Source organism: Pseudomonas weihenstephanensis, assembly GCF_016812185.1.
Classification (GTDB): Bacteria; Pseudomonadota; Gammaproteobacteria; order Pseudomonadales; family Pseudomonadaceae; genus Aquipseudomonas; species Aquipseudomonas weihenstephanensis.
On record NZ_JAAEBV010000001.1, the window covers coordinates 1257567 to 1276441 of the forward strand.

15 protein-coding genes are annotated in these 18875 nt (G+C 59.5%); 6 read left to right on the plus strand and 9 right to left on the minus strand.

The window, feature by feature from the left end; all coding sequences use genetic code 11:
- Positions 1-72 precede the first annotated feature (72 nt).
- The 6 genes from GYN01_RS05685 to GYN01_RS05710 all read left to right on the plus strand — a co-directional run bounded on the left by GYN01_RS05685 (position 73) and on the right by GYN01_RS05710 (position 8244).
- Complete coding sequence (locus GYN01_RS05685) at positions 73-1227, plus strand: efflux RND transporter periplasmic adaptor subunit (protein ID WP_203306711.1); 1155 nt, start codon at positions 73-75, stop codon at positions 1225-1227.
- On the plus strand, positions 1224-4319 hold the full coding sequence (locus GYN01_RS05690) for a multidrug efflux RND transporter permease subunit (RefSeq protein WP_203306712.1): 3096 nt from the start codon (positions 1224-1226) through the stop codon (positions 4317-4319). The genes GYN01_RS05685 and GYN01_RS05690 overlap by 4 nt, the downstream gene beginning before the upstream one ends.
- An 8-nt stretch (positions 4320-4327) precedes the next feature.
- The gene (locus GYN01_RS05695) at positions 4328-5002 is read left to right on the plus strand and encodes a heavy metal response regulator transcription factor (protein ID WP_048362568.1); all 675 of its coding nucleotides are present in this window, start codon (positions 4328-4330) and stop codon (positions 5000-5002) included.
- Positions 4995-6383: a heavy metal sensor histidine kinase gene (locus GYN01_RS05700; protein WP_420850362.1), complete on the plus strand. Its 1389-nt coding sequence runs from the start codon at positions 4995-4997 to the stop codon at positions 6381-6383. Before GYN01_RS05695 ends, GYN01_RS05700 begins: the two co-directional genes overlap by 8 nt.
- A gap of 125 nt (positions 6384-6508) precedes the next feature.
- Entirely contained in the window at positions 6509-6733 is a 225-nt protein-coding gene (locus tag GYN01_RS05705; protein WP_048363016.1) for a hypothetical protein, read from the plus strand.
- Between the two features lie 191 nt (positions 6734-6924).
- Positions 6925-8244, plus strand: a complete 1320-nt coding sequence (locus GYN01_RS05710; protein WP_203306713.1) for an OprD family outer membrane porin — start codon at positions 6925-6927, stop codon at positions 8242-8244.
- Between the two features lie 150 nt (positions 8245-8394).
- Here the strand turns inward: GYN01_RS05710 and lpxC are convergent, their stop codons facing one another.
- The 9 genes from lpxC to murD form a co-directional block, all read right to left on the minus strand.
- A complete protein-coding gene (gene lpxC, locus GYN01_RS05715) occupies positions 8395-9306 on the minus strand; it encodes a UDP-3-O-acyl-N-acetylglucosamine deacetylase (protein WP_047273792.1) in 912 nt (303 codons plus the stop codon).
- 112 nt (positions 9307-9418) lie between these two features.
- Entirely contained in the window at positions 9419-10636 is a 1218-nt protein-coding gene (gene ftsZ / locus GYN01_RS05720; protein WP_048362566.1) for a cell division protein FtsZ, read from the minus strand.
- A gap of 65 nt (positions 10637-10701) precedes the next feature.
- Positions 10702-11961 carry a cell division protein FtsA gene (gene ftsA / locus GYN01_RS05725; protein WP_048362565.1) on the minus strand — a complete coding sequence of 420 codons (1260 nt, stop codon included), beginning with the start codon at positions 11959-11961 and terminating at the stop codon, positions 10702-10704.
- A 15-nt stretch (positions 11962-11976) separates the two neighbouring features.
- Entirely contained in the window at positions 11977-12843 is an 867-nt protein-coding gene (locus tag GYN01_RS05730) for a cell division protein FtsQ/DivIB (protein WP_048362564.1), read from the minus strand.
- 4 nt (positions 12844-12847) lie between these two features.
- Complete coding sequence (locus tag GYN01_RS05735) at positions 12848-13804, minus strand: D-alanine--D-alanine ligase (RefSeq protein WP_048362563.1); 957 nt, start codon at positions 13802-13804, stop codon at positions 12848-12850.
- Complete coding sequence (gene murC, locus GYN01_RS05740; RefSeq protein WP_048362562.1) at positions 13801-15261, minus strand: UDP-N-acetylmuramate--L-alanine ligase; 1461 nt, start codon at positions 15259-15261, stop codon at positions 13801-13803. The genes GYN01_RS05735 and murC overlap by 4 nt, the downstream gene beginning before the upstream one ends.
- Positions 15254-16324, minus strand: a complete 1071-nt coding sequence (gene murG / locus GYN01_RS05745; RefSeq protein WP_048362561.1) for an undecaprenyldiphospho-muramoylpentapeptide beta-N-acetylglucosaminyltransferase — start codon at positions 16322-16324, stop codon at positions 15254-15256. The genes murC and murG overlap by 8 nt, the downstream gene beginning before the upstream one ends.
- Complete coding sequence (gene ftsW / locus GYN01_RS05750; protein WP_048362560.1) at positions 16314-17528, minus strand: putative lipid II flippase FtsW; 1215 nt, start codon at positions 17526-17528, stop codon at positions 16314-16316. Before ftsW ends, murG begins: the two co-directional genes overlap by 11 nt.
- Positions 17525-18871 (minus strand): UDP-N-acetylmuramoyl-L-alanine--D-glutamate ligase, encoded by a 1347-nt coding sequence (gene murD, locus GYN01_RS05755; protein ID WP_048401286.1) that lies wholly within the window; start codon positions 18869-18871, stop codon positions 17525-17527. The genes ftsW and murD overlap by 4 nt, the downstream gene beginning before the upstream one ends.
- Positions 18872-18875 lie beyond the last annotated feature (4 nt).

Here is an 18875-nt window from a genome sequence, read left to right on the forward strand (position 1 = left end):
ACCGGGTTGACGCGCTATAACCGCTGGCACATTGCAAACACTCTCATTTCACGCACACGGCGTTTACCCGGCATGCGCATTTCAAACAACAAGATCCTGCTGAGCCTGTTGATCATGGCCTTGATCGTGACCGGCAGCTGGCTGCTCACTCGCCCGGCTAAAACCAAACCCACCCACGCGGCAACCATTCCGGTGCGCGTGATCCAGGTGGTGCAACGCGATGTGCCACGCTATGTGAGCGGGATAGGCGCGGTGCTGTCACTGCACAGTGTGATGATCCGCCCGCAAATCGACGGCATCCTCACCCAGTTGCTGGTCAAGGAAGGCCAAAGCGTCAAGGCCGGGGATTTGCTGGCCACACTGGATGATCGCTCGATTCAGGCCAGCCTCGATCAAGCCAACGCACAACTGGGGCAAAATCAGGCGCTGTTGCGGGTGGCGCAGATCGACCTTAAACGCTATCAACTGCTGAGCGTCGACAACGGCATCTCCAAACAAACCCTCGATCAGCAGCAAGCGCTGGTCAATCAGCTCAAAGCCACAGCCCGTGGCAATCAGGCCGCCATCGCGGCGGCCAAGGTGCAGTTGTCGTATACGCACATCCATTCTCCGGTCACCGGGCGCGTGGGGATCCGTGCGGTAGATCCCGGTAATTTCCTGCGGGTCAGCGACGCGCAGGGGCTGTTTTCGGTGACGCAGATCGACCCGATTGCCGTGGAGTTTTCGCTGCCACAACAGCAACTGCCCACCCTCCATGACTTGCTTGAGGCCAAGACACCGGCCTTGGTCAAAGCCTTTATCGGCGACAGCGAGCACAGCAGCGCCCCCTTGGGCGAAGGGCGTTTAAGCCTGATCGACAACCAGGTGTCGGCGACGACCGGCACGATCAAGGTCAAGGCGCAGTTTGATAACCCCCAGCACACGCTGTGGCCCGGCCAACTGGTGAATGTCGAGGTTCAAACCGGGGTTGAGCAGAACGCTTTGGTGGTGCCGCCGAGCGTGGTGCAACGCGGGCTGGATAACTACTTCGTGTACCGCGTTAAAGGCGATGGCGTCGAAAGTGTACCGGTGCGCATGGTGTATCAAGACACCGAACTGAACATCATCAGCGGCGTCAACGGGGGGGACACGCTGGTCAGTGACGGTCAGTCGCGGCTCAAGCCCGGTTCGCGGATTGAGGTAGTGCATGAACCTGCGCAGACGCCTGACGCGTCGGTGCAACCATGACCGCCAGTCGCTCACTCTCAGCCTGGTGCGTTGATCACCCGGTGGCCACGGTGCTACTGACTTTCGCGCTGGTGTTAGTCGGTTTGATTGCGTTTCCACGCCTGCCCATTGCGCCGCTGCCCGAGGCGGAGTTCCCCACCATTCAAGTCTCGGCCCAGTTACCCGGTGCCAGCCCCGACACCATGGCGTCGTCGGTGGCGACCCCGCTGGAGGTGCAGTTCAGCGCCATCCCCGGCGTGACGCAAATGACCTCCAGCAGCGCGCTGGGTTCGACCACCCTGACCCTGCAATTTACCCTCGACAAAAGTATCGACACGGCCGCCCAAGAAGTTCAGGCGGCCATCAATACCGCCTCCGGCAAATTACCCAAAGACATGCCGACGCTGCCCACCTGGAAGAAGGTCAACCCGGCGGACAGCCCGGTGCTGATTCTCAGCATCAGTTCGATGCAGATGCCCGGCACCGAATTGAGTGACTACGTTGAAACCCTGCTGGCGCGGCAAATCAGCCAGATCGACGGCGTAGGGCTGATCAATATCACCGGCCAGCAACGTCCGGCGATCCGCGTTCAGGCGTCTGCCGACAAACTGGCGGCCATTGGCCTGACCCTGGCCGACATCCGGCTGGCGATTCAGCAAACCAGCCTCAACCTGGCCAAGGGTGCGCTGTATGGGCCATCGAGCATTTCCACGCTGTCGACCAACGATCAACTGTTTAACGCCGATGACTATGCCCAACTGATCGTCGCGTACAAAGACGGCGCGCCAGTGCAATTGCGCGACGTGGCGCGGGTGATCAACGGCTCAGAAAACGACTACGTGCAAGCCTGGTCCGGGCATCAGCCCGGTTTGAACCTGGTGATTTCGCGTCAGCCCGGCGCCAACATTGTTGAAACCGTGGACCGCATTCAGGCTGCCCTGCCCGGTTTGCAAGCCATGCTCCCGGCCTCGGTAGAGGTGAAGGTGCTGAGTGACCGCACGCAGACCATCCGCGCCTCGCTGCACGAAGTCGAAATCACGCTACTGATTGCCGTGTTGCTGGTGATTGCCGTGATGGCGCTGTTCCTGCGCCAATGGTCAGCCACGCTGATCGTCTCGTCAGTATTGGGCGTGTCGTTGATCGCCAGTTTCGCGCTGATGTACGTGCTGGGCTTCAGCCTCAATAATCTGACGCTGGTCGCAATCGTGGTGGCCGTGGGCTTTGTGGTCGACGATGCGATTGTGGTGGTGGAAAACATCCATCGTCACCTCGAAGCGGGCGACAGCATGCGCGAGGCGGCAATCAAGGGTTCCAGCGAAATCAGCTTCACCGTAGTGTCGATCAGCCTGTCGCTGGTGGCGGCGTTTATCCCGCTGTTGTTCATGGGCGGTGTGGTCGGGCGGCTGTTCAAGGAGTTCGCCCTGACCGCGACTTCGACCATTTTGATTTCGGTACTGGTGTCCCTGACCCTCGCACCGACCTTGGCCGCGCTGTTCATGAAAGCCCCGGTGCACCCGGCCGATGCCACACCCGGCTTCGGTGAACGGTTGCTCGCGCTGTATGAAAAAGGCTTAACGCGCGCCCTGGCGCACCAACGGTTAATGCTGGGGGTGTTTGGCGTAACGCTGGCCATGGCCGTGACCGGTTATGTGCTGATCCCCAAAGGGTTCTTCCCGGTGCAAGACACCGGCTTTGTGTTGGGCACCAGCGAGGCTGCCGCCGACGTGTCCTACCCGGACATGGTGAAAAAGCATTTGGCATTGGCCGACATCGTCAGCAACGATCCGGCCGTCAAGGCGTTTTCGCACTCCGTGGGCGTGACCGGCAGCAACCAGACCATCGCCAACGGGCGCTTCTGGATCGCCCTCAAAGACCGCAGTGAGCGCGATGTGTCGGCCAGTGAGTTCATCGACCGTATACGCCCGCAACTGGCCAAAGTGCCCGGCATCGTGCTGTACCTGCGCGCCGGACAAGACATCAACCTGAGCGCCGGCCCCAGCCGCAGCCAGTATCAATACGTGCTCAAGAGCAATGACGGGGCGACCCTCACTGCCTGGACCCAGCGCCTGACGGAAAAACTGCGCACCAACCCGGCCTTTCGCGACCTGTCCAACGACCTGCAACTGGGCGCCAGCATCACCCACATCAGCATCGACCGAAACGCCGCCGCGCGCTTCGGGCTGACCGCCACCGATGTCGATGAAGCGCTCTACGACGCCTTTGGCCAGCGACAGGTGAATGAGTTCCAAACCGAGATCAATCAGTACAACGTCATCCTTGAACTCGACGCGCAACAACGCGCCAAGGCCCAAAGCCTGAACTACTTCTACCTGCGTTCGCCGCAAACCGGCGACATGGTGCCGCTGTCTGCCGTGGCCAAGGTCGATGCACCGATCAGTGGCCCGCTGTCCATCAGCCATGACGGCATGTTCCCAGCCGCTAACCTGTCGTTCAACCTCGCCCCCGGCGTGGCGCTGGGCGATGCGGTGTTGATGCTCAATCAGGCAAAAAATGACATCGGCATGCCCAGCACGATCAGCGGCAACTTTCAGGGGGCGGCCCAGGCCTTTCAAAGCTCGCTGGCCAGTCAGCCGTGGTTGATTCTGGCGGCGCTGGTGGCGGTGTACATCATTCTCGGCGTGTTGTACGAAAGCTTCGTGCACCCGCTGACCATCATCTCAACCTTGCCCTCGGCGGGCGTCGGCGCGTTGCTGATGCTGTGGATCTGCGGGCAAGACTTTTCGATCATGGCGTTGATCGGGTTGGTGCTGCTGATTGGCATCGTGAAGAAAAACGGCATTCTAATGATCGACTTTGCCCTGCATGCTCAACGCACTCGTGGGCTGGCGCCCGAGCACGCCATCTATGAGGCCTGCCTGACGCGTTTTCGGCCGATCATCATGACCACGCTCGCCGCATTGCTCGGCGCGCTGCCGCTGATGCTCGGCTACGGCACCGGCGCCGAGCTGCGTCAGCCTTTGGGCATTGCGGTGGTGGGCGGGCTGCTGGTGAGTCAGGCGCTGACGCTGTTTACCACGCCAGTCATATACTTGTGGCTTGAAAGACTGTTCCACCGGTCCAAACCCGCCAGCGGGCTGGCGACTGATCACTGAGGCGGGTTATGCGCGTTCTGATTATTGAAGACGAAGAAAAAACGGCTGATTACCTGCGCCGCGGCTTGACCGAACAGGGCTACACCGTGGACGTGGCGCGCGACGGTATTGAGGGCCTGCATTTGGCACTCGAAAGCGATTACGCGGTCATTGTGCTCGACGTCATGCTGCCCGGCCTCGATGGCTTTGGCGTGCTGCGCGCCTTGCGTGCCCGCAAGCAAACCCCGGTGATCATGCTGACCGCCCGTGAACGGGTCGAAGACCGCATTCGCGGGTTGCGCGAAGGGGCTGACGATTACCTGGGCAAGCCGTTTTCGTTTCTGGAACTGGTGGCGCGCTTGCAAGCGTTGACCCGACGCAGTGGCGGCCATGAACCGGTACAGGTCATGGTCGATGACCTGTGGATTGACCTCATCAGCCGCAAGGCCACCCGCGCCGGGGGCCGTCTGGACCTGACTGCCAAAGAGTTTTCATTGCTCAGCGTACTGGCGCGGCGCCAAGGTGAAATCCTGTCCAAAACCGCCATCGCCGAACTGGTCTGGGACATCAATTTCGACAGCGACGCCAACGTCGTCGAAGTCGCGATCAAACGCTTGCGCGCCAAGCTCGACGGGCCGTTCGAACACAAGTTGCTGCACACCATTCGCGGCATGGGCTACGTGCTGGAGCGGCGCAGTGTCTAAGCCCGCGCTGCGTTTGAACGCCATCGCCCTGCGCCTGAGCCTGCTGTTCACGCTCGTGGCCTTGCTGGTGTTCGTGTTGATTGGCGGCGCGCTGTACCAGCAAGTCGACAAAAGCATCGCCAGGCTCCCCGAAGCTGAACTGGAGGCGCGCTACAGCGTGCTGGAGTCGTCGATCAACCGTTTCGGCAACCCGGACCATTGGGCCAAGATCAGCGCCAAACTCAAACTGTTGACTGAAGAAGACAAGCGCATCCGGTTTTGGGTCATCAGCCCGCACCCTGACTATGAGTTCGGGGATGCCGATGCAAGCGTTCGCACCTTCGCCCAAGGCCCGGAAGGTATTCGTGACCTGACGCTACCCGGCATGTCGTCCCCGCTCAAAGTGCTGACCAGCGACGTGCCGGCCAAAGACCAACGCCCCGCGCTGCGCTTTTTGATTGCCATCGACACCGAGACGTTCCACCAAACCCAACACCACTTGTTGATTGCGCTGATCAGCCTGGCAATCATCGGGGTCGTGCTGGCCTCGCTTTTGGGCTATTGGGTAGCGCGTGTGGGTCTCAAGCCCTTGATCACACTCAGTGAAGAAGCACAAAAACTGGCCTCTCCACGCTTGTCCGGGCGTTTACGGGTGTCACCCCTGCCACCTGAGCTGGATCAGTTGGTCAGTGCATTCAACGCCACACTGGATCGCGTCGAACAGGCTTACACGCGGCTGGAGTCATTCAATGCCGATGTGGCCCACGAGCTGCGCTCGCCGCTGACCAATCTGATTGGCCAGACCCAAGTCGCACTGACCCGTGGGCGCTCGGCCGAGCATTACTTTGAAGTGCTGCAATCGAACCTCGAAGAACTGGAACGCTTGCGCAGCATCATCAACGACATGCTGTTTTTGGCCAGTGCCGATCAAGGCAGCAAAGCCTGTGCGTTAACCCGTGCCTCGCTGGCGGACGAAGTGGCCACGACCCTGGATTACCTGGACTTCATCCTTGAAGATGCGCGCGTGCAGGTACAGGTCAGCGGCGATGCCCAGGCCAGCATTGAAACACCGCATTTGCGCCGGGCGCTCATCAACTTGCTGAACAATGCCGTGCAACACACCGGGCCCGGCCAGCAGATTGACGTACACATCACTCAAGGCCCTGAGCGGATCAGCATCAGCATCAGCAACCCCGGCACTCCGATAGCCGATGAACACCTGCCCCGCCTGTTTGAACGTTTTTATCGCGTGGATGCCGCGCGCTACAACAGCGGGAGCAATCACGGGCTGGGATTGGCCATCGTCAAAGCAATCGCGCACATGCATGGCGGAGATGTGTTTGCCTACAGTCGCGACGGAATAAATACCTTCGGCCTGCACCTTCCGCCCCATACCGCGTAGGAGCGGTAATCGCGTTGTTACTCAAAACGCAAAAGTCCTTATCCAGCGCAGGGCTTTTTCAGGGGGCGGGTTGTCTATATTTTGATCGCACCACACAGAACTTGCTCAGCAAGAAGGTCTTTGAAATGTCCAGCAGTATGGGTATGGCCAGCGTTTTCGCTTTGTCGTCTTTGTTGTTGTCGCCCTTGGCCATGGCGGAAGAATCGCCCGCGTTCGTCGCGCAAAATGCAGCCCGCGCAGCCGCCTATGAGCAGCACCAACAGGAACTGACGGCCAACCACCAAAACGAGGCCAAGCCTCAGTCATCACAGGTCAAAACCAGCGCTAGCGTTGATACCAAAGACAGCTGATTGCCCACCTGAAGTCTTCCCGACCCAGTCAGTCACGGCCTTTATATGTGACTGATTGTTTCAAAAGCCGCTACTATAGCGGCTTTTTTTTGTTTTAAAAAAAGCCGCCACAGCGTTTGGCGTCTTTGAATACGCATTCAAATGCCTACAGACAATAAAAACTGCCACCCCAAAAAAGGAGCCATTTACCGGTGAAGAACACACTCAAGCTCAGCCCGCTATTCCTCGCGCTGGCCGCAACGATCCCGACATTCGCTCACGCTGACGATGACACCGCCAAGGAAGGTTTTATCGAAGGCTCCAGCCTCAAGCTGCACCTGCGCAATTACTACATGAATCACGACATTCGCAGCCCGAAAGGCGATGACAGCAAAGAGTGGGGCCAGGGGTTTATTGGTACGTTTGAGTCGGGGTTCACCCAAGGTGTCGTAGGCTTTGGTGTGGATGCCTACGGCATGCTCGGCCTCAAACTTGATGGCGGTGGCGGCACCGACGGCAGCAGCATCCTGCCGGTCAGCGATGGCAACGGCAAGGCGCCGACCGAGTTTTCGTCTGCGGGCGCAGCGCTGAAAATGCGCGCGTTTGATACCGAGCTTAAAGCCGGTGACATGTTCCTCTCCAACCCGGTCATTGCCGGCGGCGAGACGCGTATGCTGCCGCAGGCTTTTCGCGGCGTCACGCTGACCAATCACAGCCTGGAAGGCTGGATGTTCGAAGGTGGGCAGGTCAGTTTCGAAAAACCGTACAACCAAAGTGGCATGCGCCGCATGACCACCATGTACGGCAACCTCAAAGGCCAGAGCAGCCAACACATCAACTGGGCCGGGGCCTCGTGGAGCGGCGTACCGGCGCTGACCAGCAACCTCTATGCCGCCGAGCTCAAGGACATCTGGAATCAGTACTACTACGATCTGGATTACACCTACGCCCTGAACGAAAGTGTCAGCCTCAACCCCGGCCTGCACTTCTACCACACTCAGGACACGGGCAAAGCGCTGCTCGGCGATATCGACAACAACACGTTCAGCCTGCACTTTGCCGTGGCCGTCGCCGGGCACACGGTCACTGCCGTGTACCAGCGGGTAAACGGCAACACGCCGTTTGACTACATCTATCAGGGCGACAGCGTGTACCTGGACAACTCCCAGCAGTACTCGGACTTTAACGGCCCGAACGAGCGCTCCTGGAAACTGCAATACGAATATGACTTTGCCGGGCTGGGTCTGGCGGGCCTGACGTCGACGGTGTCGTACTCGCGTGGTGAGTTGGACCTGACCAAGGTTGACCCCAACAGCGTCGGCTACAGCAACTGGTACAACGCCGACGGCAAGCATGCCAAACATTGGGAACGCGACCTGACCGTCAAATACGTGCTGCAAGAAGGCCCGGCGAAAAACCTCGGCGTCGCTCTGCGCTGGTCAGCCAACCGCGGTAACGATGCGTATCAGGCGGTGGACAACAATGTGGATGAGTACCGCGTGATCATCGATTACCCGCTGGATGTGTTTTAAGCCGTGAGCCAAGCCGGCAAGTAGCGATCCAGATTCAGGACTGTACCCAGCCACAGCGGTGCAGCCCTGATTCAGCCATCAGCACGGTTGGGTGCACAAAAAAAAGGCCACCCGAGGGTGGCCTTCAAAAACTAGAGAAAGAAGTTTTACTTAAACTGCCGCAACCGGACGCATGTACGAGATCGGTGCAGTGCTGGCATCTTCAAAGGTCACGACTTCCCATGCATCTTTCTGCTCAATCAGCTTGCGAAGCAGCTGGTTGTTCAGTGCGTGGCCAGACTTGAAGCCTTTGAACTCACCAATCAGGCTATTGCCCAACAGGTAGAGATCGCCAATTGCGTCGAGGATCTTGTGCTTCACGAATTCGTCTTCATAGCGAAGACCGTCTTCGTTCAGTACGCCGTCTGCGTCGACAACGATCGCGTTTTCCACGCTGCCACCGAGTGCGAGGTTGTGCTTGCGCAGGTACTCGATATCACTCATGAAGCCAAAGGTACGGGCGCGGCTGACTTCTTTTACAAACGAAGTGCTTGAGAAATCCACGCTTGCACTTTGGGTGCGATTGCGGAAAACCGGGTGATCGAAATCGATCTCGAAAGTCACCTTGAAGCCTTCGAAAGGGACAAAAGTGGCGCGCTTGTCGCCATCTTCCACTGTCACTTCACGCAGGATGCGGATGAATTTCTTCGGCGCGTCCTGTTCTTCCAGGCCGGCAGATTGAATCAAAAATACGAAAGGTCCAGCGCTACCGTCCATGATAGGGACTTCAGACGCGGAGAGTTCGACGTAGGCGTTATCGATCCCCAGGCCAGCCATGGCCGAGAGCAAGTGCTCTACCGTGTCTACTTTGGTATCGCCGTTGACCAACGTGGTCGACATGGTTGTCTCGCCGACGTTTTCCGCGCGAGCAGGGATCTGCACCACAGGGTCAAGGTCTGCACGACAAAACACGATGCCGGTGTCCACAGGCGCAGGCTTGAGGGTCAGGTAGACCTTCTCACCGGAGTGCAGGCCGACACCTGTGGCACGGATAATATTTTTCAGGGTGCGTTGTTTAATCATGGCATTGGCCGCTTCAGCGCAAATTGCGAACTGGTATCAACAAAGGCTGGCGATAATAGCAGACCGAACCTTTGCTGAATACCAATCACCTTAATCCCCCTGATTGATTTCATTAATCAGCCTGTCGACGCAGGAAAGCCGGGATGTCCAGGTAATCCAGATCGTCTTGAGGATTGAGCTTGGCAGCCGTGGTGGCGCCTTGCTGGGCTTGGTTACGCATCACGGTCGGGCGATCCAGGTCACGGTAGTTAACCGTTGGCAGCTCCTGGCGAGTCTCCTGACGCACATCCTGACGTGCCGCCGCTGCTTGAGCCGAAGACGCCGAGTAGGACGATTGAACCGTGTTGTCGATCACTTTGACCGGCTTCTCGATTTTCGCGCCCAGACCGGTCGCTACAACGGTTACGTGCAGTTCGTCGCGCATGTCCGGGTCGATAACGGTACCGACTTTGACCATCGCGTGCTCCGAAGCAAACGCTTCGATGATGCTACCCACGTCCGAGTATTCACCCAACGACAGGTCTGGACCTGCGGTGATGTTCACCAGGATGCCGCGCGCACCTTCCAGGTTCACGTCTTCGAGCAACGGGTTGCGGATGGCCGCTTCGGTCGCTTCGCGTGCACGGTTCGGACCGCTGGCGCAGCCAGTGCCCATCATCGCCATGCCCATTTCGCTCATCACGGTGCGCACGTCGGCAAAGTCGACGTTGATCATGCCCGGACGCTTGATGATGTCGGAGATGCCGCGAACGGCGCCGGCCAGTACGTCATCCGCCTTGGCGAAAGCCGACAGCAGGCTGGCGTCCTTACCGAGGATGGTCAGCAGTTTTTCGTTCGGAATCGTGATCAACGAATCGACGCTTTCGGACAGCAGACGAATACCTTCGTCAGCGATCTGCATGCGCTTGCGACCTTCGAACGGGAACGGACGTGTCACCACCGCAACGGTGAGAATCCCCATTTCTTTGGCCACTTCGGCAATGATCGGTGCAGCACCAGTACCGGTACCGCCACCCATGCCCGTGGTGATGAACACCATATTGGTGCCCTGCAACACTTCGGCAATGCGCTCGCGGTCTTCCAGAGCGGCCTGACGACCGACCTCAGGATTGGCGCCAGCGCCCAAGCCTTTGGTCACGCCTGTGCCCAATTGCAGGATGGTGCGTGCACCAATGCTCTTGAGTGCTTGTGCGTCGGTGTTGGCGCAGATGAATTCCACGCCTTCGATGTTGCTCTTAACCATGTGGTTAACAGCATTGCCACCGCCACCACCAACACCGATAACCTTGATTACCGGGCTTTGCGGGATGTTGTCTACGAGTTCGAACATGGTCCCTCTCCTTACCTTCTCTAGTTTTTTTCGCCTACTTCTACTGCTTTTGAATCATTTACTGCTTAGAAATTGCCTTGTACCCAACGCTTCAAACGTTCAAGTACCGGGGCTTTTTGTTCTTCACTGCTGTAACTGTCGCGGTTGCCTAGGCCCGACAGAGAGATGCCATCGGACTGTTTTTGCAGCCCGTATTGCAGCAAGCCCACAGCCGTGGAGTAAATCGGGTTACGTACCACATCGGTCAAACCCTTGAAGCTGTGCGGCACGCCCAGACGCACGGGCATATGGAAGATTTCTTCGGCCAGCTCGACCGCGCCTTCCATTTTTGACGTGCCGCCCGTCAGGACGATGCCTGCCGGGATCAAATCTTCGTAGCCACTGCGGCGCAGCTCAGCCTGAATCAGGGTGAACAGCTCGTCGTAACGCGGCTCGACCACTTCGGCCAATGCCTGACGCGACAGCTCGCGCGGCGGACGATCGCCCACGCTTGGCACTTTGATGGTTTCACCGGCGCCCGCCAGTTTGGCCAGTGCGCAGGCGTAACGGATCTTGATTTCTTCGGCGTACTGGGTCGGTGTGCGCAACGCCATGGCGATGTCGTTGGTCACCTGATCGCCCGCAATCGGGATCACCGCCGTGTGGCGAATGGCGCCTTCGGTGAAGATCGCGATGTCCGTGGTGCCGCCGCCGATGTCCACCAGGCACACACCCAGCTCTTTTTCGTCATCGGTGAGCACCGAGTACGCCGACGCCAGTTGCTCCAGGATGATGTCGTCCACCTCCAGGCCACAGCGACGCACGCACTTCTCGATGTTCTGCGCAGCATTCACCGCGCAGGTCACCACGTGCACCTTGGCTTCCAGACGCACGCCCGACATGCCCAGTGGCTCACGCACGCCTTCCTGGTTATCGATCACGTAGTCTTGCGCCAACGTGTGCAACACACGCTGGTCAGCCGGGATGGCGACCGCCTGGGCGGCATCCAGTACTCGCTCAAGGTCAGCCGCGCTGACTTCGCGGTCGCGAATCGCCACGATGCCGTGGGAGTTCAGGCTGCGAATGTGATTACCGGCCACGCCGACAAACGCCGAGTGGATCCGGCAACCGGCCATCAGCTGCGCTTCTTCAATGGCGCGCTGGATCGATTGCACGGTGGACTCGATGTTCACCACCACGCCTTTCTTCAGGCCCCGGGACGGATGCGTGCCAATACCGACGATTTCAATCATGCCGTCTTCGCCGACCTCGCCCACCAGCGCCACCACCTTGGAGGTGCCGATATCGAGACCGACGATCATTTTTCCGCTTTGCACGTTTGCCATGGGTCCTGCCTCTTCTTAATTCTTCGCGACAGCGGGTTGGGCTATCGTGGGTGCCACAGGTTCCCGCCAGCCGACGGCCAATCCGTTGGCATAACGCAAATCGATGCGCGCTATGTTCGTAATCTGTTCTTTCAACGTTTTTTCATAGATGGCTATGAAGCGACGCATTTTCTCTACCAGATGATCGCGCCCCAACAGCAGCTCGATACCCGGCCCTGCACTGCCAGCCCCCGTTGTCAGGAACCAGCTACCGCGTTCACGCAGCTCCAGCCGGGCGATGGAAAAACCCATCGGACGCAGCATTTGGCTCAACACCTGATACTGCTGCATCACTTGCTGTTGAGCCCGTTGCGGCCCGAACAGCTGCGGCAAATGTTCGTAATTGGCCAGTTCACGCGGGGTAAACGCCTGCCCCTGGTTGTTGAGCAGTGCTTCATCCCCCCAACGCGCCACCGGCAGTTGCTCTTCGAGGCGAATCACTACCTGATCCGGCCACACCCGACGCACTTCGGCGTGGGCAATCCAGGGCATCTGTTCCAGCTCGGTACGCATCGCTTCCAGATCGACCGTAAAAAAGCTCGCGGCAATGTAGGGGGCGATGCGTTGTTGCACGGCTTGCTGACTGATGTAAGTCAGATCACCTTGCACGTTGACGTTGGTAATCGGCCGATCCGCGTAAGGCATGAGCCGTTGCGCGCCTTCATAGGTGCCAAATCCCAGCGCAACCAACAGCACAGGCCAAAACAATGCCTTGAGAAAGCCAAAGTTGGCTTTCGGCAGGCGCACCGACATCGGCTCTTTAGCCACCATTCGGCTTGCACCCCGCGGCACCGGCTTGCGGCCGGGGGCGAGTGGTGGCTGGCGATGCTGTGCGCCTTGCATGGACTTAACCCCGCGCCTCTACACTGGCTGCCAGAATCGACAGCACCAACTGTTGAAAATCAAGACCCGCCGCCTTGGCCGCCATCGGCACCAGGCTGTGATCCGTCATGCCCGGCGCGGTGTTGACTTCCAGCAGCCAGAACTGGCCATCGGTGTCCTGCATCACGTCCAGACGTCCCCAACCGGCGATACCGATTGCCTCACAGGCTTTGGCCGTGAGGTCCATCAATTCTTTTTCCTTGGCCTCGTCCAGACCGCACGGCACCCGGTACTGAGTGTCGTTGGCCACGTATTTGGCGTCGTAGTCGTAGAACGTATGCGGGGTGCCCAGGGCAATGGGTGGCAACACCTGGTCACGCAGGGTGGCGATGGTGAACTCGGGACCCGAGATCCATTGCTCTACCAACACTTGCGAGTCGTACTTACTGGCTTCGGTCCACGCGCTGATCAGTTCCTCAACGCTGTTCACTTTGGCCATACCGATACTTGAACCTTCATGGGCCGGTTTGACGATCAAAGGGAAGCTCAGTTCCTTCGCTGCGCAAATACAATCGGCTTCAGTGCTCAGGACCGCATGGCGCGGGGTCGGAATCCCCAGGCTGTGCCACACCTGTTTGGTACGCAATTTGTCCATCGCCAGTGCCGAGGCCAAGATGCCGCTGCCGGTGTAAGGGATGCCCAGGCATTCCAGCAGGCCCTGCATGCTGCCGTCTTCGCCGCCGCGGCCGTGAAGAATGATGAACGCGCGGTCGATCTTCTCGCTCGTGATGCGGCTGATGAAGTCGTCGCCCACGTCGATACCGAATGCATCAACGCCAGCGCTTTGCAGCGCGCTCAATACGGCATTGCCCGACTTGAGCGACACTTCACGTTCAGCGCTTTTGCCGCCGAACAGCACCGCCACACGGCCGAAGTCGGCTGGGGTAAGGGTCGAGAACAGAGTGGCGTAGGCAGCAGTCATTTCAACTTTCCTTCGCTGGCTGCCACAACGGCGCCGGCAAACAACGGGCTTTTAATAAGTTGGGGGGCCAGGCGGCCAATGTCGCCCGCCCCTTGGCACAGCAAAATGTCGCCAGCACGCAGCAGCGGCTTGACGATCGGCGCCAGCTCCACGCCGCGCTCAATGTAGATCGGGTCCAGCTGGCCACGCTGACGGATGCTGTGGCACAGCTGACGGCTGTCCGCGCCCGGGATAGGTTCTTCGCCCGCCGGGTAGACTTCCATCAGCAGCAGCACGTTGGCGTCGGCCAGCACTTGCACAAAATCGTCGTACAGGTCGCGGGTGCGGCTGAAACGGTGCGGCTGGTAAACCATCACCAGGCGGCGCTCCGGCCAACCACCGCGCACGGCCTTGATCACCGCAGCCACTTCGGTCGGGTGATGACCGTAGTCATCGACCAGCATCACGCTGCCGCCTTCAACCGGCAGCTCGCCATAGACCTGGAAGCGACGCCCCACGCCCTGAAAGCACGACAAACCCTGAACAATGGCTTCGTCGCTGATGCCTTCGTCCGATGCGATGCAGATGGTGGCCAGTGCATTGAGCACGTTGTGGTTGCCCGGCATGTTTACCGACACATCCAGCGGCGCACGATCAGGTCGCAACACGGTGAAAAAGGTTTGCATGCCTTGCTGGCGCACATTGATCGCACGTACGTCAGCGTTTTCGCTAAAGCCATAGGTCACGGTCGGGCGCTTGACCAACGGCAGGATTTCACGCACCACCGGGTCGTCCAGGCACAGCACCGCCAAGCCATAGAACGGCAGGTTGTGCAGGAACTCGACGAAGGTTTTCTTCAGTTTGTTGAAGTCACCTTCGTACGTCGCCATGTGGTCGGCGTCAATGTTGGTGACGACCGCCACCAGCGGTTGCAGATGCAGGAAGCTGGCATCACTTTCGTCCGCTTCGGCAATCAGGTAACGGCTGGTGCCCAGTTGTGCATTGGTGCCCGCTGCATTCAGCCGGCCACCGATCACAAACGTCGGGTCCAGCCCGCCTGCTGCAAACACCGATGCCAACAGGCTGGTGGTGGTGGTTTTGCCGTGCGTACCGGCAACGGCAATGCCATGACGGTAGCGCATCAACTCAGCCAGCATCTCGGCGCGTGGCACTACAGGAATGCGGCGCTCCAGCGCGCTCGCCACTTCCGGGTTCGACGTGTTCACCGCGCTCGACACCACCAACACATCGGCATTGGCTGCGTTTTCAGCACGGTGGCCGATGAAGATCTGTGCGCCGAACGACTCAAGACGTTCCGTCACCGGCGAAGCATTCAGGTCAGAGCCCGACACCTGATAACCCAGGTTGAGCAATACCTCGGCGATACCGCACATGCCCACACCGCCGATACCGACGAAGTGGATGCGGCGGATACGGCGCATTTCCGGTTGCGGCATGGCTTTTTGATTCTCAACCATGGGCCACCTCCAGGCAGATATCGACAACGTTGCGGGTCGCATCAGGTTTGGCCAGGCGGCGAGCGTTGGTCGCCATGCTGTTCAGTCGTTCCGGTTGCATCAAAACCTCTGTCAGGCGAGCAGCCAGTTCGGCTGCGCCAGTCGTCGCTTGTGGCATCAGGAAAGCTGCGCCTTCCCGAGCCAAAAAGTCGGCATTGCGGCTCTGATGGTCATCGATCGCGTGGGGCAAAGGCACCAGCAGCGAAGGCAGACCGGCCGCAGCCAGTTCACTGACGGTGAGCGCGCCTGCGCGACAAACCACCAGGTCGGCCCAGCCATAGGCATGGGCCATGTCTTTAATAAAAGGCTGTACCTGAGCCTCTACACCGACTGCGTGGTAGCGCTCGGCGGTCATTTGATCGTGTTGTTTGCCCGCCTGATGAAACACTTCAGGACGCACGTCGACCGGCACTTGCGCCAGAGCTTCGGGCAGCAGTTTGTTTAACGGCTCCGCCCCAAGGCTGCCGCCCAACACCAGCAAGCGCGCCTTGCGCCCTGGCAGCGGCGCACGCTCGGCCAGAGTGAACAGCTCAGGGCGCACAGGATTGCCGGTGGTGTGACGCTTATGCGAGGCGTCGAAGGTGTCCGGGAACGCTTCGAGCACGCGCTCGGTCATCGGCAACAGCAAGCGGTTCGCGGTTCCGGCCACGGCATTTTGTTCGTGGATAATCACCGGCACGCCGCAGGTTTTGGCCGCCAGACCACCGGGGCCTGTCACGTAGCCGCCAAAACCCAACACACACACAGGCTTGAGCTGGCGAATGATTTTGCGCGCCTCAAACAACGCCTTGAGCAACACAAAGGGGGCCTTGAGCAGTGACAGTTTGCTTTTGCCACGCAGGCCCGCCACGTTGATTCGGTGCAAGGTAAAGCCCGCAGGCTCCACCAGTTCGTTTTCAATACCGCGCGGCGTACCCAGCCAGTGCACGGTGTAGCCACGGGCTTCAAACTCGCGCGCGCAGGCCAAAGCCGGGAACACATGTCCACCGGTGCCGCCCGCCATGATCAGCACATTAGCGCCCACGGTTCGGCTCCTCTGCGAAGTCGCTTTCTTTAAACTCGGTCTCTTCGCTGCCCAAGTGAGTTCGACTCTCCCACTCGATGCGCAGCAACAACCCCATGCACACGCAGCAAATCACCAACGAACTGCCGCCATAACTGAGGAAGGGCAAGGTCAATCCCTTGGTCGGCAACAGGCCAACGTTCACCCCGATGTTGATCAGGAACTGGCCGATCCACAGGAACGACAGGCCGTACGCCATGTAGGCCGCGAAATATTGTTTGGCGCGCTCAGCCCACAAGCCGATGTACATGCCGCGCACGCAGACGAAGACAAACAGGGCCACGGTCAGCAATGAACCCACCACGCCCAGCTCTTCAGCCAGTACCGAGAATACGAAGTCGGTGTGAGCCTCGGGCAGGTAGAACTGCTTTTGCACGCTATTGCCCAGACCTACGCCGAACCACTCGCCGCGACCAAAGGCGATCAACGCCTGTGTCAGTTGATAGCCCGAACCGAACTGATCGGACCACGGGTCGGTGAAAGTGATCAAACGCGCCATTCGATAAGGCTGCGCTTGTACCAGAACGAACACCGCGCCCACGGCCAACGCCACCATCAACGCGAAGCGGAACAGGCCCACCCCGCCCAGAAACAGCATCGCCGCCGCCGCGCCCATCATGACGACAGTGGCCCCGAAGTCAGGCTCCATCAGCAACAGACCCGCCATTGGCAACAGCACGATGAACGGTTTGAAGAAGCCCATCCAGCTTTCACGCACTTCTTTTTGCTGACGTACCAGATAACCCGCGAGGTAAATCACCACAAAGACCTTGGCGATTTCCGAAGGCTGTACGTTAAAGAAGCTGAAACCGATCCAGCGCATGGAGCCGTTTACCTCACGGCCAATCCCCGGGATCAGCACGGCTACCAGTAAGCCGAAAGCGCCGACCAGCAACATCCAGCCCAAGCGCTGCCATGTGGCAATCGGCACCATCATGGTCACGATGCATGCGCCCAGACCGAGCACGATGTAAAACAGGTGGCGGATCATGTGGTACAGCGTGTTACCCGACTGCAACGCTGCGACCTCCGAGGAGGCCGAGGTGATCATCACCAGCCCGAGGCCGAGCAATGCCAGGCAACCGGCGAGCAACGGGAAGTCGAGGTCGATGCCACGGCCCGTGATCAGCGGTGAAGGGTACGGTTTGAGGATGCCGAAGATCATGCCTGGGCCTCCACTGCGCGGGCGAACAGCTGGCCGCGCTCTTCGTAGTTCTTGAACATGTCAAAGCTGGCGCATGCGGGCGACAGCAGTACCGCATCGCCCGGCTCAGCCCGTGAGCGGCTCAAGGCAATCGCCTCATCCAGCGAACCCGCGCGCACTTGCGGCACGGCGTCGCCCAATGCATCGGCAATAAGATCAGCATCGCGCCCGATTAACACCACGGCGCGGCAGTATTGCGCCACGGAGTCACGCAGGCCGCTGAAGTCAGCGCCCTTGCCGTCACCGCCAGCGATCAGGATCAGTTTGCCGGCCATGTCCATACCCAAACCGTCGATGGCCGCCAGTGCGGCGCCCACGTTGGTGGCTTTGGAGTCGTTGTAATAACTCACGCCATCGAGTTCACGTACCCACTGGCAGCGGTGCTCAAGGCCGGTGAAGTTGCGCAGGCTGTGCAACATCGCATCGAACGGCAAACCGGCAGCATGGCCGAGTGCCAGCGCGGCGAGCGCATTGGCCTGGTTGTGCGCACCGCGCACTTTCAGCTCGCGCACAGGCATCAGGTTCTGGAATTCAAAGGCGAGGTATTTTTCGCCGTTCTCTTCGCGCAGACCAAACGCCTTGAAGTCCGGCGTACTGAGGCCGAATGTCCAGCAAGGCTGGCCTTCGCTCATCAGCGGACGGGTCAGCGCATCCTGACGGTTGACGACGACTTGTTTGGCGCCGCGAAAAATCCGGTGCTTGGCCAAGTGATACGCCGGCAGACCACTGTAGCGATCCATGTGGTCTTCGCTGACGTTGAGCACGGTGGCCACTTCAGCGCCCAAATGGTGGGTGGTTTCCAGCTGAAAGCTCGACAGTTCCATGACATACAACTCGATGTCATCGCCCAGCAGGTCCAGCGCAGGCGTGCCGAGGTTACCGCCGACTGCAACGCGTTTGCCCGCCGCTGCCGCCATGTCACCGACCAGTGTGGTCACGGTGCTTTTGGCATTGGAACCGCTGATTGCCACGATGGGCGCTTTCGCGTTACGCGCGAACAGATCGATATCACCCGACAGCTTCACGCCACGGGCGGCAGCCGCTTGCAAGGCAGGCGTTGCCAGCGCCAGGCCGGGGCTTACGTAGAGCTCGTCGGCGCGGCACAGGAATTCGACATCCAGCTCGCCACAACGCACTTCCACTTGCGGGTAGTCACGGCGCAGCGTGGCCAGCTCCGGTGGATTTTCCCGCGTGTCAGCCACGGCAAACGACACGCCCTGCTGCGCCAGAAAGCGCACCAGGGACATGCCGCTCTTGCCGAGGCCGACAACGATGCGGAAGTGGTCAGAAGCGATCAGAGACACAGGT